Raw genomic sequence first — 23,171 nt, 5'->3', positions numbered from 1 at the left:
GGGCGGCTGGTGCGGCAACGGTTCCGCAGGCACGGCCGCATCCGGGACCAGACAACCGCACCGTCCCCGGCAACCGGCAAATGAAGAACGCCCCCGCGCTTTCGGCGCGGAGGCGTTCTGTCGATGACAGGCTTCATCGGCTTCTGCCGTAGACGTGCTGCCCGTCAGTGCAACCTAGAGTCCCAGGGCTTCCTTCAGCCGGGCCACGTGGCCGTCGGCCTTCACCTGGTACTGCGCCAGGACAACCTTGCCCTCGGTGTCCACCACAACGGTGGAGCGGACGATGCCCTCAACGATCTCGCCGTCGACCAGCTTCTCGCCCCAGGCGCCGTAGGCAAGGGCAACAGCGTGGTCCTGGTCGGAGAGCAGCGGGAACGTCAGGGAGAAGTCGCCGCTGAAGCCGGCCAGGGCTTCCTGGGCGTCGGGGGAGATGCCAACTACCTCGTACCCCTGGCCCTGCAGCGCGCCCAGGCTGTCGCGGAAGTCGCAGGCTTCGGTGGTGCAGCCGGGGGTTGCGGCCTTGGGGTAGAAGTACACAATGACATTCTTGCCACGGTAATCGGCCAGGGAGATTTCCCGGCCCTGGGCATCCCGGAGGGTGAAGTCGGGAGCGGGAGTTCCGGGCTGAAGCTTGGTGGTCAAGGTCTGGCTCATGGCGTTCCTTTGGAGATTCGGTCAATAATGGCCAACATCAAGTGAAGCGGTTTTCCGCTACCAGCAACAACTCCGCCGTCACACCCGGTATTCCGCCACCCCTGCCGGAGACGCCTTTCCGGCAGCCTAGACCTGGCCCTTCAGCGCATCCGTGCGTTCCTGGATGAAAGTGCGCAGGGTCTGCGTTTCACCAGCCAGTTCCTCGGCGGTGAGGCCGTCGCTGAGGGGTACGACGGCGGCAATTGAGTCCAGGAGGCTGGCGGCGGTTCCGCTGGCGTACAGCTGGGCGTAAAGATCCGCGTAGGCGGCGTCATACACGGACTGGAAGGCATCCGAAGCCAGGAACCTTTCCTTCAGTTCGTTGCCGCCGCGGCCGCCTCCACCGCCTGCGCCGGTACCTGCTGCGGCATCCCAGGTACCTGTTGCCGCTTCACCCGGCCCTGCTCCGCCCGGGGCCGCTTCGCCCGGCCCTGCCCCATCCGCTGCTGCCGTGCCGTCAGCATCCGCTGCGCCGCCAGCATCCGCCGCGGCGCCGGCAAAAGGTGCCCGGCCGCCGTCGTCCGATCCCGGAGGCTGCATGCCGCCGCCCGCGCCGCCTCCGCCGCCTCCGCCGCCCGCGCCGCCTCCGCCGCCTCCGCCGCCCGCGCCGCCTCCGCCGCCTCCGATGGACAGTTGCGCCTCGGGCGATGCCGTGGCGTCGCCGGTCATGGCGAGGTTGAGGTCCCAGGAGATGACGGAGATCTTCCTGGTGTCCAGGCTGTACCAGAGGTAGTAGTTCTGGCCGGGGCCGGCCATGTCATCGCCGTTGACCAGCAGGTTCATCGTGGCGGTGTAGCGGGCGAAGGACTCCACATCCACGCGCTCCGCCAGGCCGGCGTCGAATTCCTCGTCGGTGGCTTCGGACAGCCACTTGAGGAAGTCGACGATGGGCTGGACAGTCTCACTCTCCCCGTTGTTGAGCTGCTTGAACTGGTCCTCGTAGGTGGCCAGGTCGTCGCCCTGGTAAGTGAAACTGGAATCGGCATCGGCTTTGTAGAGGACTCCCGGGGTATCGAACAGGGAATCCGCATAGTCCTCATCGGGGTTTTCCACGAGCAGCCTGGTCTGGGTGGGGCTGCCATTCACTGAGTAGGTGGTGTAGGCGTACCGCTGCGTGGCCTGGCCGCTGGCCCCGGTGAGGGCCAGGGCCAGCGCCTCATTCAGGACGGGAGAGCCAGGGCGCAGCGACACCTCGCCCAGCCCCTGGTAGGTCTGGCCGTCCACGTACTTGTCGAAGCGGATCAGCAGGGGCAGGGACTCAGGGACGTCGGAGGAGATCCCGGACGACGCCGCGTTCCCGCCCATCCCGCCGCCCGCGCCGTTCCCGCTGCCGCTCAGGCTCCGAAGCGTGGAATTGCCCTTGAGGCGCACGCCCACGTTGGACACGGTGGTGCCGTCGATGGTGATGTCCGCGGCGATCCAGTCCTTGGACCCGTCGGCCTCGTAGGCGGCGATCATTGCGGCGTAGTCGTCCTCGTTCCACGTGACGCTGACCGTGTGGGAGGCGCCGTCCGTGAACAGGGTGGAGTCCGCCGTCGTGGTCTCCGTGGTGCTGGTGCCGGCGTCAACTCCCGCGTCGGACGACGCTGCGGACGTGGCCGGCGTGCCGGACAGCTCTGCACCTGCCCCAGCACCGCACCCGGTCAGGGCAAGGGCTGCCGCCAGGGCGGATGCGGAAAGAATGGCACCGGGGGAACGTCGCATGGGTCCTGCTTCAGGCTCGGGGATGTGTTCCACCCACGTTCCCCGGCGCAGCTGTGCCGTTGCTGTGCTGGTGCCATGCGGCCGGTATGCGAAACCCGATGCGCTATCAGATTTGGTCCCTAAAACCCGGGTTTAGGGACCAAACCTGATAGGGCAACTACCCGGTTGGCGCCACGAGTGAGCGGGCGTTGGCGGGGGAGCCGCCACTAGTGAGCGGGCGTTGGGGCTAGAGGCCGAGTTCTTCCCGCAGCGCCGCGACGTGGCCCTGGGCGTCAACCTGGTACTGCGCGAGGATGGCACGGCCGTCCGGACCCACCACCACAGTGGAGCGCAGGACGCCTTCGACAATCTCGCCGTTAACCAGCTTCTCGCCCCAGGCGCCGTAAGCCCGGGCGACGGCGTGGTCCCGGTCCGAGAGCAGCGGGAACGTCAGGGAGTGGTCTGCGGTGAAGCCGGCCAGGGCTTCCGGGGCGTCCGGGGAAACGCCCAGGACGTCGTAGCCGCGGCCCTGCAGTGAGGCCAGGTTGTCACGGAAATCGCACGCTTCGGTGGTGCAGCCGGGGGTGGCGGCCTTCGGGTAGAAGTACACAATCACGTTCCGGCCCTGGAAGGACTCGAGGGAGACGGGGTTGCCGCCGGCGTCCGGAAGGGTGAATGCCGGAGCGGGGCTGCCGGGCTGGAGCCGGGCGGCGTAGGGCGCGGTGTTGTTGGGCGCGGTGTTTGTGGGCACGGTGTTTGTGGGCACGGTGTTGTTGGGCGCGGTGGTCATGCTGCTCCTCGGTGGGGTTTCAGATGGAGTATTCGGCGGGCCCGCGCACGGTGGCGTGCGGGCCGGGGATGAACTGGTAGCCGCCGCCGCGGACGGTGGCCACGGCGTGGCGGGCGTTGCCAAGCTTCCGGCGGATCCGGCCCACATAGACGTCGATGGACCGGGCGGTGGCGCCGGGGTAATTCAGGAACTCCAGGAATTCCTGAAGCTCTTCCCGGCTGACGGTGCGGGACAGGTGCGTGACCAGGAACCGCAGCACCTTGTATTCGACGCCGGTCAGGGACACCGGCGAACCGTCCAAGAGGACTGTATCGGCAGCGAGGTCCACGGCCACGGTGCTGACGGGCCCGGCCGACGGCGGCAGGTGGGCAGCGTCGTGGTCCACGTTGCCCGCCGCCCCGGATTCGGCAACACCAGTCCCGGCAGCGTTGCCGCCGGCCTTGTCCGTTGGCTCGCCGGTTGGATTTCCCGATGATGCACGGGCTGAATCGCCGGGGTCCTCCGCCGTGGAGGGAGTGCGGGAGGAGTGGTCTGTGGCTCTCTCCGCGGCGGAGGCCCCGGACGTGGGGGCTCCGGCGGCAGGCCAGTGGACTTCCGCCTCCGGAGCAGTCTGCAGGGCGCGGGCGAGCACCAGTTCGGCGGCCCGGGCCAGGATTTCGGGGCTGGTTCCTTCGTCCGGCACCACCCACACAGCCAGGCCCCGGGCCACAGCTTGCGGCTGGACCGGCCGTGGGGGCCGGGCTGAACGAGGAGGCTGCGTCATGGAAGGATCCGCCATCTGCCGGCTGTGGGGCATCCGCGGGCGGGAAGGTATCCCCGAAGGGAAAGCCGCCCGCGGATGGTGTGCTTCCACTGCCATGGCGCGTCCCTAGACGCCGCCGCGGCGGATCAGCTTGCCCGTGGGGGTCTGGCCGTCCACCACGGCGCCGCGCAGGAAGGTCTTGCGGACCACGCCGGCGAGGGTCTTGCCGTCATAAGGCGTGATGGGGTTCTTGTGCTTGAGCTTGGACACGTCCACCACGAAGGCCTCGTCAGGGGCGAAGACCGCGAAGTCGGCGTCGTAGCCCAGCGCCAGCTGTCCCTTGTTGGTGAGGCGGGCCAGGTTGGCGGGCTTCTCCGCCATCCAGGACACCACCTGTTCCAGCGGGATGCCGCGGTGCCGGGCTTCGCTCCAGATCAGGGACAGGCCCAGCTGCAGTGACGAGACGCCGCCCCAGGCCACGGCAAAGTCGCCGTTTTCCAGATCCTTGAGGTCCAGGGTGGAGGGGGAGTGGTCCGAGACGATGCAGTCGATGGTGCCGTCCTGCAGGCCCTGCCACAGCAGTTCCCGGTTGGAGGCCTCGCGGATGGGCGGGCAGCACTTGTACGCGGTTGCGCCGTCCGGGATTTCCTCGGCCATCAGCGTCAGGTAGTGCGGACACGTCTCCACGGTGAGCTTGACGCCGTCGCGCTTTGCCGAGGCGATCATGGGCAGCGCGTCCGACGACGAGAGGTGCAGGATGTGCGCGCGGGCACCGGTCCAGCGGGCCCGTTCGATGACCTCGGCGATGGCCTTGTTCTCGGCACCGCGGGGGCGGGAGGCCAGGAAGGTTTCGTAGTGGTCGCCGCCCGGGTGCGGTGCGCGGTCGATCGCGTGCGAGTCCTCGGCGTGGACGATCATGAGCGAGTCGAAGGACTTCAGCTCGGCCATGTCCTCTTCCATCTCGTCCGCGTCCAGGTGTGGGAACTCGTCCACGCCGGAGTGCAGCAGGAAGCACTTGAAGCCGAACACGCCGTCGTCGTGCAGCGGGCGCAGGTCCGCCTTGTTGCCGGGGATGGCGCCGCCCCAGAACCCGACGTCGATGAACGCCTGGTCCTCGGCCACCTCGCGCTTGAGCTTGAGGTTGGCCACGGTGGTGGTGGGCGGAACGGAGTTCAGCGGCATGTCGATGATGGTGGTGACGCCGCCGGCTGCTGCCGCGCGGGTGGCGGAGGCGAAGCCTTCCCACTCGGTGCGGCCGGGCTCGTTGACGTGGACGTGGGTGTCCACCAGACCCGGGAGCAGGGTTTCGTCGTCGGCCAGTTCGACGATCTCGGTACCGGCCAGGCCGTTGCCGAGCGGCTCGATGGCGACGATCTTGCCGCCGCGGACGCCCACTTCGCGTGGGGCAATACCGGCGGTGGTGAGGATGCGCTGGCCCCGGATGACCAGGTCAAAACGTTCTTCAGACACGGAGGTCCTCCTTGGTACTTGCAGCGCCGGCAGGCCGTCCGGCCGCCAGCCGCTTGCTGATCTGGGTGCCCAGCTGCTCCAGAAGCTCGCCAGCCTCTGATATGCACCTGTTTACATCGGTTTCGAGCTCGGTCAAAGCGTAAACGCCTTCGAATCCTGCGGCGGCGGCCTGGCTGTGCTCCAGGGTGGTCCGCCCGCACACCGCGATGACGGGAATGCCCTGCGCTGCTGCGGCCCTAGCAACACCCATGGGGGTCTTGCCGAGCAGGCTTTGTTCGTCCAGGCTGCCTTCGCCGGTGATCACCAGGTCGGCGCCGGCCAGCCTTTCGGCCAGTTCAGTGAATTCGAGGACGACGTCGATTCCCGGCCGCCGCGTTGCGGCCAGGGCTGCGATGGCGGCGTAGCCCACGCCGCCGGCTGCCCCGGCCCCGGGAGCCTCGGCGGCCTTGACGGCGCGGAATCCGATTTCCCTGGCCAGGACTTCGACAAACCTGGCCAGGGCGGCGTCGAGCATGCCGACGTCTTGTGGTGTGGCACCCTTTTGCGGGCCGAAAACCACCGCGGCGCCCTGGGCGCCGAGCAGGGGGTTGTCGACGTCGGATGCCAGCACGAAGCGGGTGTCCACCAGGCGGGGTTCAAAGTGGGTGAAGTCGATGCTGTGCAGGTTGGCCAGCGCAGCACCGCCCGGGGGAAGTTCGTTGTTGCGGCTGTCCAGGAGCCGGGCACCAAGGCCCTGCAAAAGCCCCGCGCCGCCGTCGGTATTCGCGCTGCCCCCAACGCCCAGCACGATGCGGCGGCAACCCGCGTCCAGCGCGGCACGGATGATCTGCCCCGTGCCCAGGCTGGTGGCCGTGGTGGCATCCGCCGAGGCGGGGCGGCCGCCGTCCTGTACCCGGGGAACCAGCGCCAGCCCGGAGGCTGTGGCCATTTCGATGACGGCTTCGTGGCCCCGGACGGCGAACTCGGCTTCCACCGGCTGGCCGGTGGGTCCGGCCACCGTGGCCGTCCGCCGGGTGAAGCCGGAGCCGACGGCGGCGTCGAGGGTGCCCTCGCCGCCGTCGGCCACCGGAATCTGGACGATGTCAAGGTTGCCGCCAGTCCCGCGTTGCAGGCCCTTTGCGAGGAAGCTGCACACCTCCGGGGCGGACAGGGATCCCTTGAACTTGTCCGGGGCAATCACGATGCGCATGGTTTAGGCCTGCAGTGCCAGGATGGCGGTGGGGGCGTCGGCGGCGGACTCGGCCAGTTCCTCGAACTCGTTGACGGCGTTGATTTCCACGCCCATGGAGATGTTGGTGACCTTTTCCAGGATCACTTCCACCACCACGGGAACCTGGAACTCGCCCATCAGGGCCTTGGCCTTGTCGAACGCGGCGCCCAGGTCGTTGGGGTCTTCCACGCGGACGGCCTTGCAGCCCAGGCCCTCGGCCACCTTCAGGTGGTCCACGCCGTAGCCGCGGGTCTCCTCGGACAGGTGCGAGCTGTTGATGTTCTCGAACGCCAGGGACACGTTCTGCTCCATCTTGAAGCCGCGCTGGGACTGGCGGATCAGGCCCAGGTAGGAGTTGTTCACCACCACGTGGATGTAAGGCAGGTTGAACTGCGCGCCCACGGCCAGTTCCTCGATCATGAACTGGAAGTCGTAGTCGCCGGAGAGCGCCACCACGGTCTGGTCCGGGTTGGAGCGGGCGACGCCGAGGGCGGCCGGGGCGGTCCAGCCCAGGGGGCCTGCCTGGCCGGCGTTGATCCACTTGCGCGGGCCGAACACGTGCAGCATCTGCGCGCCGGCGATCTGGGACAGGCCGATGGTGGACACGTAGGTGGTGTCGCGGCCGAAGGACTTGTTCATCTCCTCGTACACGCGCTGCGGCTTGATGGGGATGTTCTCGAAGTGGGTCTTGCGGTGCAGCGAGGCCTTCCGGTCCGCGCATTCGGCAACCCAGGCGCTGTAGTCCGGCAGGGAACCGGCAGCAGCCCGCTCCTTGGCGAGCTCAACCAGCCCTGCCAGCGCCGCGCCGGCGTCGGACGCGATGCCCAGGTCCGGCGAGAACACGCGGCCGATCTGCGTGGGCTCGATGTCGATGTGCACGAACTTGCGGCCCGCGGTGTAGGTTTCCAGGCCGCCGGTGTGGCGGTTGGCCCAGCGGTTGCCGATGCCGATCACGAAATCGCTCTGCAGGTAGTTCTCGTTGCCGTAGCGGTGGGACGTCTGGAGGCCCACCATGCCGGCCATCAGCTGGTGGTCGTCCGGGATGGTGCCCCAGCCCATCAGGGTGGGGATGACCGGAACGTTGAGGGTCTCGGCCAGCTCCACCAGCTGCGCCGAGGCGCCCGCGTTGATGATGCCGCCGCCGGCCACGATCAGCGGGTGCTTGGCGGACAGGAGCATGTCCAGGGCCTTCTCCAGCTGCTTGCGGGAAGCCTTGGGCTTTTCGACGGGGAGAGGCTCGTAGGTGTCGATGTCGAACTCGATCTCCGCCATCTGCACGTCGATGGGCAGGTCCAGCAGCACGGGGCCGGGGCGGCCGGAGCGCATCAGCTGGAAGGCCTTCTGGAAGGCGCCGGGCACCTGGCCGGGCTCCAGGATGGTCATGGCCATCTTGGTGACGGGCTTGGCGATGGACTCGATGTCCACGGCCTGGAAGTCTTCCTTGTGCAGCTTGGCCACGGGTGCCTGGCCGGTGATGCAGAGCATGGGGATCGAATCTGCCCAGGCGGCGTACAAGCCGGTGATCATGTCCGTGCCGGCGGGGCCGGAGGTGCCGATGCAGATGCCGATGTTGCCGTCCTTGGCGCGGCTGAAGCCGTCGGCCATGTGGCTGGCGCCCTCAACGTGGCGGGCCAGCGTGTGGCGGATGCCGCCGTGGGCGCGCATTGCGGAGTAGAAGGGGTTGATGGCAGCGCCTGGCAGGCCGAACGCCTCGATGGCGCCTTCCTTTTCCAGGATGGCCACCGCTGCATCAACGGTACGCATCTTGCTCATGGGGTGCTCCTTGAAAGCTTGAAAAGTCTGTTTTTGGGTGTACTGAAGGAAGGCCCGGCGGTTGTGGGGCCTGAAAGCCTGTTGCGATGAGGATCCGGTGGTTGTGGCGTGTCAAAACCTGGATTTCGACACGCTCAACCATCGGCTAGCGGTCTTGCTTACTTCCGGCCGCTGAGCTGGAGGACCTGCTTGAAGAGTCCGGAGTGGTCCAGTGCGCCGTCGCCCTGGTTGACGGTGGCGGCGACGAGCTGGGCGACGACGGCGCCGAGGGGGACGGCGACGTTGGCTTCGCGTGCGGCGGAGGTGACGATGCCCAGGTCCTTGTGGTGGAGGGTGAGGCGGAAGCCGGGGTCGAAGTTGCGGTCCAGCATCTTCTGGCCCTTCTGGTCCAGGACCTTGGAGCCGGCCAGGCCGCCGCCGAGGACCTTGAGGGCGGCGTCGGTGTCCACGCCGTAGGCCTCCAGGAAGGCGATTGCTTCGCCGAGGACCTCGATGTTGACGGCCACGATCAGCTGGTTGGCTGCCTTGACGGTCTGGCCGGAGCCGGAGGGGCCCACGTGGACGATGGTCTTGCCGACCGCGTTCAGGACGTCCTGGGCGGCGTCGAAGTCTGTCTTGTCGCCGCCCACCATGATGGAGAGCACGGCGTCGATGGCGCCCTGTTCGCCGCCGGAGACCGGGGCGTCGAGCGGGCGGATGCCTGCTGCCACGGCTTCTTCGGAGAGGCGCTTGGCGACATCCGGGCGGATGCTGGAGGCGTCGATCCACAGGGTGCCCTGCTTGGCGTTGGCGAAGACGCCGTCCTTGCCGCTGACGACGCCCTCAACGTCGGGGGAGTCCGGCACCATGGTGATGACGACGTCGGCGTCCTTGACGGCGTCGGCGATGCTCGAGGCGCCCTGGCCGCCCTCGGAGACCAGCTTGTCGATCTTGTCCTGGCTGCGGTTGAAACCGGTGACGGTGTGGCCGGCCTTGACCAGGTTGATGGCCATGGGCAGGCCCATGATTCCGAGTCCGATGACTGCAACGTTGCTCATGATGGTTCTCTTTCTGGAAAGTCTGTTAATGAGGCCGGTGGTTGAGCTCGTCGAAACCGGATTTCGACAGGCTCAATCACCGCTTACTTGGCGGCGTGTTCGCGGATGGCCCAGCTGAAGGCCGTTTCCTGCGGTTCCTTGTATTCGAGGCCGATGTAGCCGTCGTAGCCGAGTTCGCGGCTGCGGGCGATCCATTCGCCGAGCGGGAGTGTGCCGGTGCCGGGTGCGCCGCGGCCGGGGTTGTCCGCGATCTGGATGTGGCCGAAGTCCTTGGCGTGGTTTTCGATGACGGATTCGACGTCGTCGCCGTTGACTGCCAGGTGGTAGAAATCGGCGAGGAGCTTGATGTTCCCGACGCCGGCCTCCGCCTTGACGCGGGCGATGACCTTGAGTGCGTCGTCGGCAGTGAGGAGCGGGTACTTGGGTGCGCCGCTGACGGGTTCGAGGAGGACGGTACCGCCGATGCGGGCCACGCCTTCAGCTGCTGCCGCCAGGTTCTTGACGGCCAGCTCGTCCTGCTCTTCGGGGGTGAACCCGTCCTGACGGTTGCCGTAGAGGGCGTTGAAGGCCGTGCAGCCGAGGCGCTCCCCGATGCCGGCCACTACGTCGATGTTGTCCTTGAACTCGGAGCAGCGTCCATTCCAGGAGACCAGGCCGCGATCGCCGCCGGGCATGTTGCCGGCGTTGAAGTTCAGGCCGGTGAGCTGCACGCCCGCGTCCGTGATGGCGTTCTCGAACTTGGCGATCTCGCTGTCCGCGGGGACGGAGGTCTCGAAGGGCCACCAGAACTCGACGGCGTCGAAGCCCGCTGCCTTGGCTGCCGCGGGGCGCTCGAGCAGGGGCAGTTCCGTGAGGAGGATGGAGCAGTTCACTGTGTACGTCATCGTAGGTCCTTCCGAGGGAGGGGCTTTGATCTATCTTCCCTTGATGCGGTGACGGTACCGTTCCCGGTTTCTCCGTAATTCCGCTTTGTGGAAATTAGATTCTGCTTTATGAAAAGTGTAGGTAAGGGTGGGGTGTGGAGTCAAGGGGGCGGGAAGCTGTGAGGGGCCTGGGCGGCCGCGTGTCCGGCGGCCGGCCAACATATACTCCGAACATGCCAATCACGCGCCTCATCAGAGACACCCAAGTGACGCCACCTGCCTCCACGCGATCCGGGGCGAAGCAGTGAGCGGCGGCCTCGTCGCCCTGCTCGACGACATCGCAGCCCTGGCGCGTATTGCAGCGGCCTCGGTGGACGACGTCGCTGCCGGGGCAGCCAAGGCCGGTGCCAAGGCGGCAGGCGTGGTCATTGACGACGCCGCCGTAACCCCCCAGTACGTCTCCGGGGCGGACCCGTCCCGCGAACTGCCGATGATCAAGAAGATCTTCTGGGGGTCGCTGCGGAACAAGCTCCTGATCATCCTGCCCGCGCTGCTCCTGATCAGCGCCTTCATCCCCTGGATCATCCCGTTCATCCTGATGCTCGGCGGCACCTACCTCTGCTACGAGGGCGCGGAAAAGGTGTGGCACAAGCTCCGCGGCCACCACTCCGCGGACGAGGATTCGCCCGCCGTCGACCGGGGTCCCGACGCGGAGTCCAAGGTGGTCAAGGGTGCCATCACCACCGACTTCATCCTGTCCTGCGAAATCATGGTGATCGCCATGAACGAGGTCCCCGACGCCTCGCTGTGGGTGCGGGCGCTCATCCTGGTGGTGGTGGCGGTTGTGATCACCGTCGCGGTGTACGGCGCCGTGGCGCTCATCGTCAAGATGGACGATGTCGGCATGCACCTTGCCGCGAAGGACTCCGCCGGCTCCCAGCGCTTTGGCGAGCTCCTGGTCCGGGGGATGCCGAAGGTGCTCGGCGCCATCACGTTTATCGGCACCATCGCCATGCTCTGGGTGGGCGGCCACATCATGCTGCAGGGAACGCACGATCTCGGTTGGCACACCCTGTACGACCTCGTCCATGCCTTGGAGCACCCGTTCGCCGGGATCGCCGCAGTAGGCGGATTCCTGGCCTGGCTGGTGAACACGCTGTGCTCCGCCGTCATCGGCTTCATCTGGGGCACCATCGTGATGCTGGTTGTCACGCCGCTGCTGAAGGCGCTGCCGGCCAACAAGGCCAAGGTCAAGGACGGCCACGGTCACGGCGGACACGCAGATGGTGCCGCGACGGACAGCAACCACGCCGCTGCAGCCCAGCCGCCGGTGAAGAACGACGGCGGACCGGCCTCCTAGCCGCGGCGCACCCCTGAGGTGCGAAAGACATCAGAACAACGACGGCGGGCTCCGCACCAGATCAGGTGCGGAGCCCGTCGTCGTCCGTTCCGCCGTCGTCCGCGGATCTGTGCGGACCGGAATGCCGGCGCTGGCTAGTGCGTGAGGTCCTTGCCCTTCGTCTCCGGGATGCTGAAGACGAAAGCGGCGCTGATGACCAGCAGCACCACAGCGTACGCGTTGAACACCTGCGGCGCCCCGAGCGAGGTGCCCAGCCACTGCTGCAGGTAGGGTGCAGTGCCGCCAAACGCTGCCACGCAGATGGAGTACGGGACGCCCACGCCAACGGTGCGGATGGACGTCGGGAACAGCTCGGCGTACACGGCGGGAACGATGGCGGCGCTGGCGGCGATGAAGATCAGCATGACGGACATGGACACCGCCAGCTGCCACGCGGAATCCTTCAGCAGCCAGGTCATCGGGAAGTGGAACACCGCGGAGCCGATGGCGCCGGCCCACAGCACCTTCTTGCGGCCGATGCGGTCCGAGAGCTTGCCCCAGACCGGAAGGGATGCGATGAACACGATGTTGGCAATGACGCCGGCCCACAGGGCTTCGCCGCGGTCGATCTTCAGCGCGGTGGTGGCGTAGCTCGGTGCCACGACGCCCCAGATGTAGTAGATCACCGTCAGCCCGACGGTCAGCCCGATCACCTGCAGGGCCTGCTTGCGGTACCGGACAATCTGCGGCCAGATCGGTGCCTTCTTCGCGGTTTTGGACTCGCCCTCGAACGCCTCAGTTTCGTGCAGCCGTGACCGCATGATCAGCGCGTACAGGCCCATCGCGGCGCCCAGCAGGAACGGGATCCGCCAGCCCCAGGCGTTCATGGCCTCCGCTGTAAGCGCCATGTTCAGGACCGCGCCCAGCAGGGTGCCGAACAGGATGCCCACCGTACCCGAGGTGTAAATGAGCGTGGCCCAGAAACCGCGGTGCTCCTTGGGTGCCATCTCGGACAGGTACGTCTGCGACGAAGGGAGCTCGCCGCCGTGCGCCAGGCCCTGGACCAGCCGGGCCACCAGCAGTATCAGGGACGCCCAGGCGCCGACGGCGGCGAACGTCGGCGCAATGCCGATCATCAGGCTGCCCAGCGAGGCGAGGCCGACGGCGAGGGTCATGGACGCTTTGCGGCCCACCCTGTCGCCGATCCAGCCGAAGAGGAAGCCGCCGAACGGGCGGGCCACGAAGCCGACGGCGAAGATCGCCAGGGTGGACAGCACGGCCGAAGCCGGGTCCTGCTTGCTGAACAGCTGGCTGGCGATGAACGGGGTGAAGGTGGCGTAAATGGCCCAGTCGTACCACTCGACGGCATTGCCGATGCCGGTGCCGACGATGGTCTTGGCGGTGGACATGCGTCCAGTCTGCTGCTTGGTTACTGCGATGGACATGGTGTCTTCCTGGTGGTCGGTTCGGATGGTGGTGCGGGGCAGCGGCGCTGCTGCCGGCTGTGGCTCTTGCCTGCTAGGACGCTGCTGCCAAGGTTTCCAGCCGCGAGATGGCGAGCTGGGCGTAGAGCGCGGCTCCATCAGCCAGCACGCCGTCGTCGAACGTTGCGTAGGGGGAGTGGTTGAACGGTGAGGTGGCGTGGTCGGCGCCCGGGGCGACGGCGCTGAGGCCGATGAACGTACCGGGCACCTCGGCTAGCACCCGGGAGAAGTCCTCCGAGCCGCTGAGCGGAGTGGCCCAGCGGGATAGGCGGCGCTCGCCGAAAAGGTTGCCGATGACCTTTTCGGCCGTGTGGGTCTCGTCCTCGTTGGTGATGGTGAGCGGGTATTCCTGCAGGTAGTCGACGGCGACGTCCACCCCGTGTGCGGCGGCGATTCCCTTGAGCAGCCGCGGGATCGCCTCCATCATCTTTAGGCGGGATGCTTCGGAGAACGTCCGGATGGTGGCCTCGATGCGGGCCGACTCCGGGATGACGTTCCGCTTGGTGCCGGCATGCAGCACGCCCACGGACAGCACCACGGGGTCGAACATGTTGAACTGCCGGGTGACCATGACCTGCAGTGCGGTGACCATCTCTGCTGCGACCGTCACGGGGTCCTTGGCCGAGTGCGGTGCCGAGCCGTGGCCGCCGGCGCCCAGCACCGTGACCTCCAGCCCGTCCGAGGCGCTGAGCATGACGCCCGGCTTGGTGCAGAACGTGCCGTGCGGCTCCAGTGAGGAGAATACGTGCATGCCGTAGGCAGCCTGGACGCGGGATCCGGCCGCTTCCAGCACACCTTCGCGGAGCATGTAGCTTGCGCCATCGAAGCCTTCCTCCCCGGGCTGGAACATGAGGACGACGTCGCCGGCCAGCTGGTGCCGCTTTTCGGCAAGGAGGGTGGCGGCTCCGGCCAGCATGGACGTGTGCAGGTCGTGGCCGCAGGCGTGCATGGCGCCGTCGGCCCGGGAGGTGAAGTCCACCCCGGTCTTCTCCTGGACGGGAAGGCCGTCCATGTCCGCACGGAGGAGGACTGCGGGCCGTCCGGCGGCTTCCTGGCCTTCTTCCGGACCGGTGCCCCCGCGCAATACCGCTGTGACCGACGTCGTGTCCGTGCCCAGGGTGATCTCGAAGGGGAGCCCCTCCAGTGCCTCGAGGACCCTCTCTTGGGTGCGGGGCAGGTGGAGCCCGATTTCCGGTTGCCGGTGGAGGTCATGGCGCAGTCGGACCAGGTCTTCCTGCAGGTCCTTGGCATCGGTGGTAATCGTCATTCCAGCTCCTCGGCGTCGGTCGGTCTTGCTCGTGGACTATTCTGGAGTGGCGCAGTTCACATTGCCGGGAAGCGCAGGAAATATGCGTCAATGGCGGTTGATGAGCAGGATTCATGCAGGAGGTGGACATTGTCCGTGGAGCTGAGCGAGGACGACCTGGCCCTGATCCAGGTCCTGCAGACATCCCCAAGGATTGGGTGGGCCGACGCAGCCAAGGTTCTCAACGTTCACGCCACCACGCTTGCGGCGCGCTGGGAGCGCCTGAAGGCCAGCGGCAGCGCATGGGTGACGGCGCACCTGGCAGGCAACCCGCAGCAGATGCTCCTCGCATTCGTGGCCGTGGACTGCGAGATGAACCAGCGGGAGGCCGTAACTGCGCAAATCACTGCCATCCCGGAGATCGTCACCGTCGAGGAGGCCGCGAGCCACCGGGACCTCATGCTGACCGTCATCACCAATACGCTGGAAGAGTTCAGCGAGAAAGTGGTGGCCCGGCTCAAGGGCATAGACGGGCTGACCAAGTACCAGACCGCGCTGTGCACGCGGCTGCACAGCAGTGGCGACGCCTGGCGGCTCAACATTCTGGACAAATCCCAGTTGGCCACGCTGCGGACGCTGGGGAACCATGGAGTGGCTGACGGCAGTCCGGCCGCCGCGCCGCTTCCCACCAGCCACCTGGACCTGCTGCCCTACCTGGCGCGGGACGGCAGGGCCACCGCGGCGGAGATTGCCCGTGCCCTAGGCCGCCAGCCTGCCACGGTGCAGCGCCAGCTCAACCGGGTGCTGGGCAGCGGCATACTGCTGTTCCGCTGCGAGGTGGCCCAGGGGCTGTCCTCCTACCCCGTGACCTGCCAGTGGTTTGCCAATGTGCCGGCAGGCCGGCACGAGGAAGCAGCGGCAGCGATCCGCACCATCAGCAATGTCCGGCTCAGTGCGTCCACCACCGGGCCTACCAACTTCGTGATCATCATGTGGCTGCATTCCCTGGCCGATGTGATGACAGCGGAACTGACTCTGCAGCAGAAGGTTCCCGGCATCGATCTGGTGGAAAGCGTGGTCATGCTCAGCACCGTCAAACGCGTGGGCTGGCTGCTGAACCGGGATACGACGGCGAGCGGCGCCGTCGTCCATTCCGGCGGCCTCGAGATGGCCGGCTGAGGTGCGTTACCCGGCGGCCGCTGGGGTAGGCGGTGACTCAGAGGTGAGCCAGGGGCTGGCGCCCCTGGCTCGGGTGCGGGTGAATCTTTAGCGGTTCACTGCGTTCTAGCGGTACACGTCAGCGACGGGGCTCTTTTCCCACCGGGTCCAGTCGGACCAGTGTCCCCTGTCGTCCCTCACTCGGAAGGAGACGATGTGGTAGACCTCTTCGCCACCCCTTCGGTCGAGGTTCGGCACACGGTCAACACTGTGGATGGTCCTGGCGCCGTCGTGCCGGTTGAAGTGCTCGTAGAAGTAAGAGCCGCCCAGGAAGTCGTCGGTGCGGCGCGGGCCGCGCTCGTCTTCGTAGCGCAACTGGCGGACCTGGACGGTCCGCTCCCCATAGCAGTCAACCTTGATCTTGAAATCGACCCTGTTGCCGCGCAGGTCGGTCGGCTTCAGTGGATCAACGGTACAACCGTCTCTGTGGTTGTCGTTGGCCTGGGCCGGCGCGGCAACTGCCGCAGCGCCGCCAAGAAGGCCCAGCGTGAGAGCTGGAACGAGTGCCATTTTGGCCCTGATGGACCGGGCGTTGGTTGTTGGAGTGATTGACATTTTCTTGCTCCTGGAAAGGATGCGTTTTCCCATTTGTGCAGGGTGCGAGTTTCCCTGCGAAGGCAGCGCTGAGCGCGCGACCGGGCAAGTCGCGATTGACCAGTGTGGCGGCCGCAGCCTGCCTGTCCCATTTCAAACAGCACGCCCGACTGAGCGGGGGCTTTAGTCCCGGAGTTCGTGAGCCGGTCATTAAATCGTGGCCCTGGACACGTTCTTTTTCCATATGCCGAAGTACCCTTTTTGGTGGTTTTTCGCGGCCCGCGCAGAGAGGCCCAAGGAGCGCGGCTGGTGCCCAGATTTCTGCCATTGACTTCAGGTCCGGCAGGGCTACGGTTAGAGATAAACCAGCTGTCTGGTTCAACGGTGTGCGCCGGGGGCAAAGGCGCATGCGGCAACAGGTCTCGCTTCACAAGCCGGTTCATCGGCATCCGATTCATGGCCCGCTTTATGGCAGGGCTTCCGTTCCCTGACCCACAGAATGTGTTCCGGTGACTGCTAATTTCATCAGAGCCTTGGCAGTGAAATCACTTGATCTTCCGGACCGGAAGCGCTGCCCGGACAAGGCCGAGTTCGACCTTGTTACCGTCGACGACTACACCGTGGCCCGCTTGATCCTCGCCCCTGGCTGGCGCTGGTCGGAATCCGCCAAGCCCGCAGAGCTGACGGCCTTCTGCGAGCACCACCACCTGGGTTACTGCATTTCCGGCAGGCTGGACATCGAAACGGCCGACGGCGGGTGCTCGTCAATCCACGCGCACGACACCTACGCGCTTCCTCCGGGGCATGACGAATGGGTAGTGGGCGACGAGCCATTCGTTGCCGTCGAGTTCCTTGGCGCTGCATCCTTCGGGCGGCCGCGAAGCTATGGGATGCATGCGCTGATCTAGCGATTCCTTCGCGCAGCCACGGCGATGAGCGCCACCAGAGACGCGGCGCTCACGGCATACAGGACTCGGCCCCCGGGCGCGTGATCGCCACCCGATATTGCGAAGGCATCAGCGAGTCCCATGCCGGCCGGAAAGGACGCCATCCAGAATGCGGGTGCGGCCAGCACCAGCACCGACAGGTCAAGGGAGGCAGCAGTTTTCCCCGATATTGGATGCCTGAATGCAGCAATCAGAACCGCTGCTGCCAGCAACGCGCCTGTGGTCGCCCAAATGAGAACGACGGGCGCGGCAAGGGATTCGTTGGCCCTGTCCATGGCTGAATGAATTTCACCCAGCGTTGAACCCGGGACGGCAGCCAGAGGGTTCCAAACAAGAACCTGCATTGCACCCGCCACTGCATAGCCCGCCACAAGCAGGAAACCCGCCAACGCTATCCACGTGGCGGACTCCGATGGAAAATTTCCCCCTCGCCCCACAAAAACAGCCTAGCCCGGATAGTTCCCCGGAAGTCCCAGGAAAAGTAGAACGCTGGATCGGGAGTTGTTCGGTCTTGGAGCTTGTCTATTGGAACATCTCAGTGTGCACTGACTGCATACGAGATTTCGGGGTAAGGGAGTTCCATGAAACCGCTGCCTGCACTTGAGCTAGTCACCCGCTTTGAGGACGCCGAGTGGCTTGATCCATTAGCCAAGAGCGTGCGGAAAGCAGTCAAGAAGATCATCCCGCCCGGCTGGACGCGCGACGTCCTGCACGGTGTCCCTGTGGGACACCCGGTCCACCCGCTGGCCGTCCAGGTGCCCATGGGCGCGTGGATTTCGGCGGCCGTGCTCGACGCCGTTCCCGGGACGGAACAGGCGTCCAAGATCCTGGTGGGTGTGGGTGCCCTGAGCGCTGTTCCGTCGGCCGTGGCTGGATTCACGGACTGGACCCAGTTGCATCCGCAGCAGCAGCGAGTGGGATTGGTCCATGCGGCCGCCAATATCGCGGCAACTACCCTCTACTCGGCATCTTTGGTCCAGCGCGCCAGGGGCAGCCACGCGAGCGGTAAAGTGCTGGCCTACCTGGGCCTCGCCGTGGTGAGCGGCGGAGGTTTCCTGGGCGGCCATCTGACGTACCGGCAGGCGGCCGGCGTGAACCACAGTGAGGAGATTCCGCACCGGTTCCCGTCGGGGTGGCATGAACTGGCGCCGCTTGCGGAGCTGCCCGATGGGAAGCTCGACAAACGCGTGGTTGCCGGGCTGAACCTTCTGGTCTTCCGCGAAGGGGGTAGCGTCAGCGTGCTCTCCGATGTCTGCAGCCACCTCTCCGGACCCCTGCATGAGGGCAAGCTCAAGAACTCCAACCTTGCGGACGACGGCGGCCCGTGCGTCGTCTGCCCCTGGCACCGGAGCACGTTTTCCCTGCATACCGGCGAAGTTGTGGCGGGTCCGGCCACAGCGAAGCAGCCGCGGTTCGATACCCGCATCACCGATGGCATGGTGGAGGTCAGCCTTCCCGGCGCCGACGGGTAGGGACTGCTGACAAATCACTGTTGCCGACGCATCACGCCCTGGGTGCACTCGAGTCTGCTGTCAGGCGGCGAGATGGTCCGTGAGTGTGCGTTCGAGCGGGCTTAGTTCATCCGGCCGGTTGATTGCCGGCACGCCCAGTTCTCCGGTCGCACCAGACTCGCCCGCAGCAACAACGTCTCTGGCTGGCGCATGGTCGCTCGCCGGCTCACGGTCCCTGACAGATTTCAGGGGTCTGTCCGCTGCGGTGTGTGAGGCGGCGTGCGGCGGTTCGGCCGCGCCAATGTCCCCGGTCACGGGTTGTTTCTGTTCAAGCAGCCCGGGTGGCAAGTGTGGTGGTCGCGGGTCGGGGTGTTGGCCAGGGTAGTGCCGTCCTGTGGGTGAGGTCCAGCCGGGTGGTTTGGTTGTGCTGGCTGGTGTGGGGGTCCAGCCGCTGTTGTGTTTGAGGCGGTGATGTTTCGGGCAGAGCTGTGCCAGGTTGCTCACCCCGGTTGTCCCGTCGTGCTGCCAGGCGGTGAGGTGGTCGGTGTCGTTGTCTGTGCTGGGGTTGGTGCAGCCGGGGAACGTGCAGTGTCCGTCGCGCATCCTGATCCAGCGTTTCATCGCCTCCGACAGCCGGTAGCTGGTCCGTCCGATCTCGAGCGGTGCGCCGTCTCGCGGGTCGACGAGGACCCGGTAAAACGAGGCAGCCCCGTCGGCAACGAGTTTCCGGGCCATCGCTGCGGGGATGGGGCCGTACCCGTCAAGGTCGGCAGGTTCGTCGGTGGCCCCCAGCAGTGTAAATAGCGGGATGGTAACCAGGACGTCGGCTTTCGGTGCGGGGACCTTGCTGAGATCAATCGCGTAAGGGTCGCTCCCGTTGCCACTGGCACCCGGAAGACTATCGACGACGGATACGCCGCCGGATCCTTCGCCACCGTCCAACCGACCTGCGGCAGCGGTCCCGGTGTGGGCACCGAGCAGGAGCGCGGCGGCGGTGTCGGGGCGGAGTTGGGTGAGGGTGCGGGTCTCACCGGGTCCCTGCAGGCCGCGGGCGATGGCGGTGGTTTTGTTCCAGATGGCGCAGGCGGTGTCCCCGGACAGGATCAGGGTAATCGAAGCCATCCCGTCGGCATCGGGCCGGTATTCCATCCGCCGGTCCGCCACACACTTCGCGTGCCGTTCCTGGACTGTCTGAGGGTAGGTGCGTTCGCGCCAGGTCCGTACTTTCCGGCGGAACAGGTGCGGCACGAGGTCACCGGGCGCCGACCCGCGCGCTCGGTTGGGTGCGTCGGGGTCGAAGAAATGCGTCACCAGCGCCTCGGCACTCTCGGGGGCGAGGCAGTCGGCTTCGTCGGCCACGATCACCGCGTGCCGCCACGACATCAACCCAGCGGACAGCGCGGCCGCTACCGGTGGCATCGCGCAGACTTTCCGTGACTGGCTGATGAAGGCTGACGCGGCGCCCGGGCTGAGCGTCAGGACGCCGGCGATCTCCGCCGTCGTGGACATCTCCACGAACGCCCCCTCCGACCCTGTGACCTCCGGCGGCGTCATCGCCTCCTGAAACTCCGCGAACTCCGCCGCATCCGCTGCCATTCCGGCCGCGGCCTGCGCCGCCAACTGCTTCCACAACGCCAGCCGCTGCAGCCGAACCTCCGACTTCCGCTTCAACAGGTCAACCACCGCAGCCTCGCCCTCCGCGTCAGGGTCAGCCCGGTCCAGGTCCGCGTCCTCCAGGAAAAGAGCGTCAAGGCCGGCGACAGAGGCCTGAAGACCCTCCATCGCTGCTGCTCCAACGCCTGCGTTTCCCATACAGGCATCATCGCGCGAGGGTCTGACATTCAGCGGCTCCTCCAACTCACCACCGGACTCTCACCAGCAGCCGCAGAAAAACAGCTGCGCAGCAAACCTCAACGCACCGCAAACCTCGCTGCGCAGCAAACCTCTCCGCGCAGCAAACCTCGCCGCGCAGCACCCTTACACCGGCGGGGTGACCCATTCGCCGTGCCGGAGCACCCCGGTGAGGCGAAGTCCGGAATCAACTACAACAACGTCGGCCAGCATCCCGGCGGCAAGGTCGCCCACCTCGGAAGAGAGGCCGAGGACTGCGGCCGGAACACTGCTCGCCGCCAGCACCGCATCCTGCAGCGGGACCCCGGCGTCCACGGTAACCCTCACCACATCCAGCAGCGTGGCCGTACCGCCGGCGATGGCACCCGTGGCGTCCACCCGTGCCACTCCCTGCTCAACGGTGACCGCCAGCGTCCCAAGCCGGTAGCCGCCGTCGTGCAGTCCCGTCGCAGCCATCGAATCGGTGACCAGGGCGACGTTCCCGGCACCCACCAGGTCGAACACCAGCTTGATGGTCTCCGGCGCTACGTGGACGCCGTCGCCGATCACTTCCACCACTGCCTGTCCGGACCGGGCGGCACTGAGGCTTGCAGCGACGGGGCCGGGGGACCGGTGGTGAAGCGGCGGCATGGCATTGAACAGATGCGTGACCGTAGGCCGCAGCCTGCCCGTGGCAGCAGGTGAACCACGCAGTTCCGAGGCTGCCCGGTCAAGGAAAACCGCGGCCGTGGAATGCGTGGCGGCAGTGTGGCCCAACGACGGGATCACCCCGCGGGAGGCCAGCATATCGAGCAGCTCAGTGGCGCCCGGAAGCTCAGCGGCGAGCGTCATGGAGGCTAGGGATGTCCCGGCGGCTTCCAAGAGTTGTCCCATGAGGGCGGTGTCCGGTTCCAGCAGCAATCCGGGGTGGTGGGCGCCGCATTGGGACGAAGAGAGGAAGGGTCCCTCAAGGTGGGACCCGGCAATCAAACCCTCCGCGGCCACCGTCCGCAGCCCACTCAGATTGAGCAGCAAGTCCTCTGGCGACCCCGTCACCAGGCTGGCCAGGAGTGTTGTGGTGCCCCGGCTGTGGAGATAGTGCGCCGCAGCCCTGGCGCCGTCCACGGATCCTTCCGAAAAGTCGTTTCCGTGCGCGCCATGGCAATGCAGGTCCACCAGCCCGGGGAGGAGGATGCGTCCGGCGGCAGCCGGATCGCGGGCAGGCAGGGACTCTCCGGGGAAGTCCGACGCCGGACCCGCGTACGTGATGCGGCGGCCATCCACAGCCACCACGCCATCGGCGCTGTCCAGGCGTCCGGTGACCACGCGCCCGCGCAGGATCAGTTCATTGCTCACGTCGTCAGGCCTCCCGCAGCGGATTATTCCACAGCAGGATGCCCCGGTCGGTTCCCGCCCGGGGCATCCTGGGTTCAGCTCAGGGACCTCGCGTCCCTGCGTCCATATGTCAGGCCACCAGCTCCGCGTCGGCCGCGACCGCAAGACGCCGCGCGGTCCTGGTGCGCAGGGCGAGCATCAGCACGGCACCGATCAGCGCGGGTGCCGCGAACGCCATGGCAGCCACGGGCACTCCGCCGCCAAAGCTCACAAGCAACGCGCCGTATGTTGGCCCGGCGATAGCGCCAAGACGGCCCACGGCCAAGGCCCAACCCAGGCCGGTGGCACGCGTTGCGGCCGGGTAGTACTGGGCGATGAAGTCGTTGATCATGTTCTGCGTTCCCAGTCCGCCAAAACCTGCGACGGCGGCAAGGACCGTCATGAGGGCGGCCGGCGGATTGGTGGACATCAGCAGGAGGGCTGCCGCCGCGCTCACGAAGCCGACGATCACCAGCGGCCGTGGCCCAAATTTCTGGCTGGCTATGGACGCGAGGACGGTACCGACGACGGCGCCCACCGAGTAGGCCAGCAGGAACGATACGGAGGATCCGACGCCGAATCCGGCCGTGCGCATGATCTGCGGAAGCCAGGTGCTGACGCCGAAGATCGTCAGCAGGCTCAGGACGGTGATGGCCCAGAGCAGGACGGTGGTCCGGGCCGTCCCCTCGGCGAACAGTGCACGGGTGGGCGAGATCCTGGTGGACCGGACGGCAGATGGGGCGGGGGACTCGGTGCTGCCGGTCAGCCCGTAAGCGGCTTCGAGCCTGTCCGCCTCGGCGGTGCGGAGCTGGGTGCGGAGGAACGATGGAGATTCCGGCAGCAGGAACCAGGCGAACGGGACGATCAACAGGCCGGCCGCGCCGATGGCGTACACCGGGCGGAAGCCGCTTCCCTCCAGGAGGGCCAGCGAACTGAGCGACGCCACCACGGTTCCCACGGCCGGGCCCGTCAGCACGGCGCCGAGCACCAGCGATTTCCTGCCCGGCGGGGCGAACTCGTTGGTGAGGGCCACCGCCGTCGGGAGCAAGCCGCCTACGCCGAAGCAGGCCACAAAGCGGAACACCGCGAACAGCTCCCAGCTGGGGGCTGCGGCACACGCCAGCATGGCCAGCGAGAAGAGGGCAAGGGCGCTGACGAAGATCCGGCGCCGGCCCAGCCGGTCAGTCAGTGTGCCGACGATCAGGGAGCCAAGCAGCATCCCCACCAGCGCAATGGAGCCAACGGCCCCAGCGGCGGCGGGGGTGACGTTGAACGGCGGATGCCCGATCAGGCCGGGGAGGGTGGCGCCGTAGACGTAGAGGTCGTAGCCGTCAGCGAGCAGGCCAAGCCAGCACAGCACGAAAATGACGGCCAGGGATTTCCTGGGGGCATTGGAGTTCATCGTTGATTCCAATCGGATAAGACGCCAGGCAGTCCCCGGCGGGTCGTCCATCAGCTTGCCCGCCGTTGGTCGCCGCCGAAATCGT

General features: G+C 66.8%; 20 protein-coding genes. 4 read left to right on the top strand and 16 right to left on the bottom strand.

Going from position 1 to position 23,171, the window contains the following annotated elements; genetic code table 11:
- Positions 1-174 precede the first annotated feature (174 nt).
- The 9 genes from bcp (ACHL_RS17260) to ACHL_RS17220 form a co-directional block, all read right to left on the bottom strand.
- The gene (gene bcp / locus ACHL_RS17260) at positions 175-654 is read right to left on the bottom strand and encodes a thioredoxin-dependent thiol peroxidase (RefSeq protein WP_015938595.1); all 480 of its coding nucleotides are present in this window, start codon (positions 652-654) and stop codon (positions 175-177) included.
- A gap of 126 nt (positions 655-780) precedes the next feature.
- Positions 781-2,397 carry a CotH kinase family protein gene (locus tag ACHL_RS17255; protein WP_015938594.1) on the bottom strand — a complete coding sequence of 539 codons (1,617 nt, stop codon included), beginning with the start codon at positions 2,395-2,397 and terminating at the stop codon, positions 781-783.
- 226 nt (positions 2,398-2,623) lie between these two features.
- Positions 2,624-3,166 (bottom strand): thioredoxin-dependent thiol peroxidase, encoded by a 543-nt coding sequence (gene bcp / locus ACHL_RS17250; protein ID WP_015938593.1) that lies wholly within the window; start codon positions 3,164-3,166, stop codon positions 2,624-2,626.
- Positions 3,167-3,185: 19 nt separating this feature from the next.
- Positions 3,186-4,025: a winged helix-turn-helix domain-containing protein gene (locus tag ACHL_RS17245; protein ID WP_407681024.1), complete on the bottom strand. Its 840-nt coding sequence runs from the start codon at positions 4,023-4,025 to the stop codon at positions 3,186-3,188.
- A 9-nt stretch (positions 4,026-4,034) separates the two neighbouring features.
- Positions 4,035-5,378 (bottom strand): allantoinase AllB, encoded by a 1,344-nt coding sequence (gene allB, locus ACHL_RS17240; protein WP_015938591.1) that lies wholly within the window; start codon positions 5,376-5,378, stop codon positions 4,035-4,037.
- Entirely contained in the window at positions 5,371-6,567 is a 1,197-nt protein-coding gene (locus tag ACHL_RS17235) for a glycerate kinase (RefSeq protein WP_015938590.1), read from the bottom strand. The genes allB and ACHL_RS17235 overlap by 8 nt, the downstream gene beginning before the upstream one ends.
- A 3-nt stretch (positions 6,568-6,570) precedes the next feature.
- Positions 6,571-8,361: a glyoxylate carboligase gene (gene gcl, locus ACHL_RS17230; RefSeq protein ID WP_015938589.1), complete on the bottom strand. Its 1,791-nt coding sequence runs from the start codon at positions 8,359-8,361 to the stop codon at positions 6,571-6,573.
- Between the two features lie 158 nt (positions 8,362-8,519).
- Positions 8,520-9,398, bottom strand: a complete 879-nt coding sequence (locus ACHL_RS17225; protein WP_015938588.1) for a 2-hydroxy-3-oxopropionate reductase — start codon at positions 9,396-9,398, stop codon at positions 8,520-8,522.
- Positions 9,399-9,481: 83 nt separating this feature from the next.
- A complete protein-coding gene (locus tag ACHL_RS17220) occupies positions 9,482-10,282 on the bottom strand; it encodes a hydroxypyruvate isomerase family protein (RefSeq protein WP_015938587.1) in 801 nt (266 codons plus the stop codon).
- A 283-nt stretch (positions 10,283-10,565) separates the two neighbouring features.
- Here ACHL_RS17220 and ACHL_RS17215 point away from each other — a divergent pair, with 283 nt between their 5' ends.
- On the top strand, positions 10,566-11,621 hold the full coding sequence (locus ACHL_RS17215; RefSeq protein ID WP_015938586.1) for a DUF808 domain-containing protein: 1,056 nt from the start codon (positions 10,566-10,568) through the stop codon (positions 11,619-11,621).
- 134 nt (positions 11,622-11,755) lie between these two features.
- On the opposite strand, the gene ACHL_RS17210 is transcribed toward ACHL_RS17215, so the two are convergent.
- Together ACHL_RS17210 and ACHL_RS17205 are read right to left on the bottom strand one after the other, a co-directional pair.
- Positions 11,756-13,045: an MFS transporter gene (locus ACHL_RS17210; protein ID WP_015938585.1), complete on the bottom strand. Its 1,290-nt coding sequence runs from the start codon at positions 13,043-13,045 to the stop codon at positions 11,756-11,758.
- 73 nt (positions 13,046-13,118) lie between these two features.
- A complete protein-coding gene (locus ACHL_RS17205) occupies positions 13,119-14,351 on the bottom strand; it encodes a M20 metallopeptidase family protein (RefSeq protein WP_015938584.1) in 1,233 nt (410 codons plus the stop codon).
- A gap of 129 nt (positions 14,352-14,480) precedes the next feature.
- Between ACHL_RS17205 and ACHL_RS17200 the strand changes: the two genes are divergently transcribed.
- The gene (locus ACHL_RS17200) at positions 14,481-15,509 is read left to right on the top strand and encodes an Lrp/AsnC family transcriptional regulator (RefSeq protein WP_015938583.1); all 1,029 of its coding nucleotides are present in this window, start codon (positions 14,481-14,483) and stop codon (positions 15,507-15,509) included.
- 105 nt (positions 15,510-15,614) lie between these two features.
- Here the strand turns inward: ACHL_RS17200 and ACHL_RS17195 are convergent, their stop codons facing one another.
- Complete coding sequence (locus ACHL_RS17195) at positions 15,615-16,103, bottom strand: hypothetical protein (protein ID WP_015938582.1); 489 nt, start codon at positions 16,101-16,103, stop codon at positions 15,615-15,617.
- A gap of 518 nt (positions 16,104-16,621) precedes the next feature.
- On the opposite strand from ACHL_RS17195, the gene ACHL_RS17190 reads away from it, so the two are divergent.
- The gene (locus ACHL_RS17190) at positions 16,622-16,990 is read left to right on the top strand and encodes a cupin domain-containing protein (protein ID WP_015938581.1); all 369 of its coding nucleotides are present in this window, start codon (positions 16,622-16,624) and stop codon (positions 16,988-16,990) included.
- On the opposite strand, the gene ACHL_RS17185 is transcribed toward ACHL_RS17190, so the two are convergent.
- Positions 16,987-17,418: a hypothetical protein gene (locus tag ACHL_RS17185; RefSeq protein ID WP_244266485.1), complete on the bottom strand. Its 432-nt coding sequence runs from the start codon at positions 17,416-17,418 to the stop codon at positions 16,987-16,989. The two genes, ACHL_RS17190 and ACHL_RS17185, sit on opposite strands and share 4 nt — an antisense overlap.
- Positions 17,419-17,610: 192 nt before the next feature.
- Here ACHL_RS17185 and ACHL_RS17180 point away from each other — a divergent pair, with 192 nt between their 5' ends.
- The gene (locus tag ACHL_RS17180) at positions 17,611-18,501 is read left to right on the top strand and encodes a Rieske 2Fe-2S domain-containing protein (RefSeq protein ID WP_015938579.1); all 891 of its coding nucleotides are present in this window, start codon (positions 17,611-17,613) and stop codon (positions 18,499-18,501) included.
- A gap of 60 nt (positions 18,502-18,561) precedes the next feature.
- Here the strand turns inward: ACHL_RS17180 and ACHL_RS17175 are convergent, their stop codons facing one another.
- The 3 genes from ACHL_RS17175 to ACHL_RS17165 all read right to left on the bottom strand — a co-directional run bounded on the left by ACHL_RS17175 (position 18,562) and on the right by ACHL_RS17165 (position 23,086).
- On the bottom strand, positions 18,562-20,262 hold the full coding sequence (locus ACHL_RS17175; protein WP_015938578.1) for an HNH endonuclease signature motif containing protein: 1,701 nt from the start codon (positions 20,260-20,262) through the stop codon (positions 18,562-18,564).
- Positions 20,263-20,457: 195 nt separating this feature from the next.
- Positions 20,458-21,666, bottom strand: coding sequence for an N-acetylglucosamine-6-phosphate deacetylase (locus ACHL_RS17170; RefSeq protein WP_015938577.1), 1,209 nt, complete (start codon positions 21,664-21,666; stop codon positions 20,458-20,460).
- A gap of 109 nt (positions 21,667-21,775) precedes the next feature.
- On the bottom strand, positions 21,776-23,086 hold the full coding sequence (locus ACHL_RS17165) for an MFS transporter (protein ID WP_015938576.1): 1,311 nt from the start codon (positions 23,084-23,086) through the stop codon (positions 21,776-21,778).
- Between the last annotated feature and the right edge of the window lie 85 nt (positions 23,087-23,171).

It is taken from the genome of Pseudarthrobacter chlorophenolicus A6, assembly GCF_000022025.1.
GTDB classification, from domain to species: Bacteria; Actinomycetota; Actinomycetes; order Actinomycetales; family Micrococcaceae; genus Arthrobacter; species Arthrobacter chlorophenolicus.
The sequence above is the reverse complement of the archived record's forward strand: the minus strand, read 5'-3'. Positions and strand labels throughout refer to the sequence as shown.

Excerpts from the sequence above, each read along its gene's own strand:
- bcp (WP_015938595.1), bottom strand. The coding sequence starts at position 654 with ATGAGCCAGACCTTGACCACCAAGCTTCAGCCCGGAACTCCCGCTCCC.
- ACHL_RS17255 (WP_015938594.1), bottom strand. The coding sequence starts at position 2,397 with ATGCGACGTTCCCCCGGTGCCATTCTTTCCGCATCCGCCCTGGCGGCA.
- bcp (WP_015938593.1), bottom strand. The coding sequence starts at position 3,166 with ATGACCACCGCGCCCAACAACACCGTGCCCACAAACACCGTGCCCACA.
- ACHL_RS17245 (WP_407681024.1), bottom strand. The coding sequence starts at position 4,025 with ATGGCAGTGGAAGCACACCATCCGCGGGCGGCTTTCCCTTCGGGGATA.
- ACHL_RS17235 (WP_015938590.1), bottom strand. The coding sequence starts at position 6,567 with ATGCGCATCGTGATTGCCCCGGACAAGTTCAAGGGATCCCTGTCCGCC.
- gcl (WP_015938589.1), bottom strand. The coding sequence starts at position 8,361 with ATGAGCAAGATGCGTACCGTTGATGCAGCGGTGGCCATCCTGGAAAAG.
- ACHL_RS17225 (WP_015938588.1), bottom strand. The coding sequence starts at position 9,398 with ATGAGCAACGTTGCAGTCATCGGACTCGGAATCATGGGCCTGCCCATG.
- ACHL_RS17220 (WP_015938587.1), bottom strand. The coding sequence starts at position 10,282 with ATGACGTACACAGTGAACTGCTCCATCCTCCTCACGGAACTGCCCCTG.
- ACHL_RS17210 (WP_015938585.1), bottom strand. The coding sequence starts at position 13,045 with ATGTCCATCGCAGTAACCAAGCAGCAGACTGGACGCATGTCCACCGCC.
- ACHL_RS17205 (WP_015938584.1), bottom strand. The coding sequence starts at position 14,351 with ATGACGATTACCACCGATGCCAAGGACCTGCAGGAAGACCTGGTCCGA.
- ACHL_RS17195 (WP_015938582.1), bottom strand. The coding sequence starts at position 16,103 with ATGTCAATCACTCCAACAACCAACGCCCGGTCCATCAGGGCCAAAATG.
- ACHL_RS17180 (WP_015938579.1), top strand. The coding sequence starts at position 17,611 with ATGAAACCGCTGCCTGCACTTGAGCTAGTCACCCGCTTTGAGGACGCC.
- ACHL_RS17175 (WP_015938578.1), bottom strand. The coding sequence starts at position 20,262 with ATGGAGGGTCTTCAGGCCTCTGTCGCCGGCCTTGACGCTCTTTTCCTG.
- ACHL_RS17165 (WP_015938576.1), bottom strand. The coding sequence starts at position 23,086 with ATGAACTCCAATGCCCCCAGGAAATCCCTGGCCGTCATTTTCGTGCTG.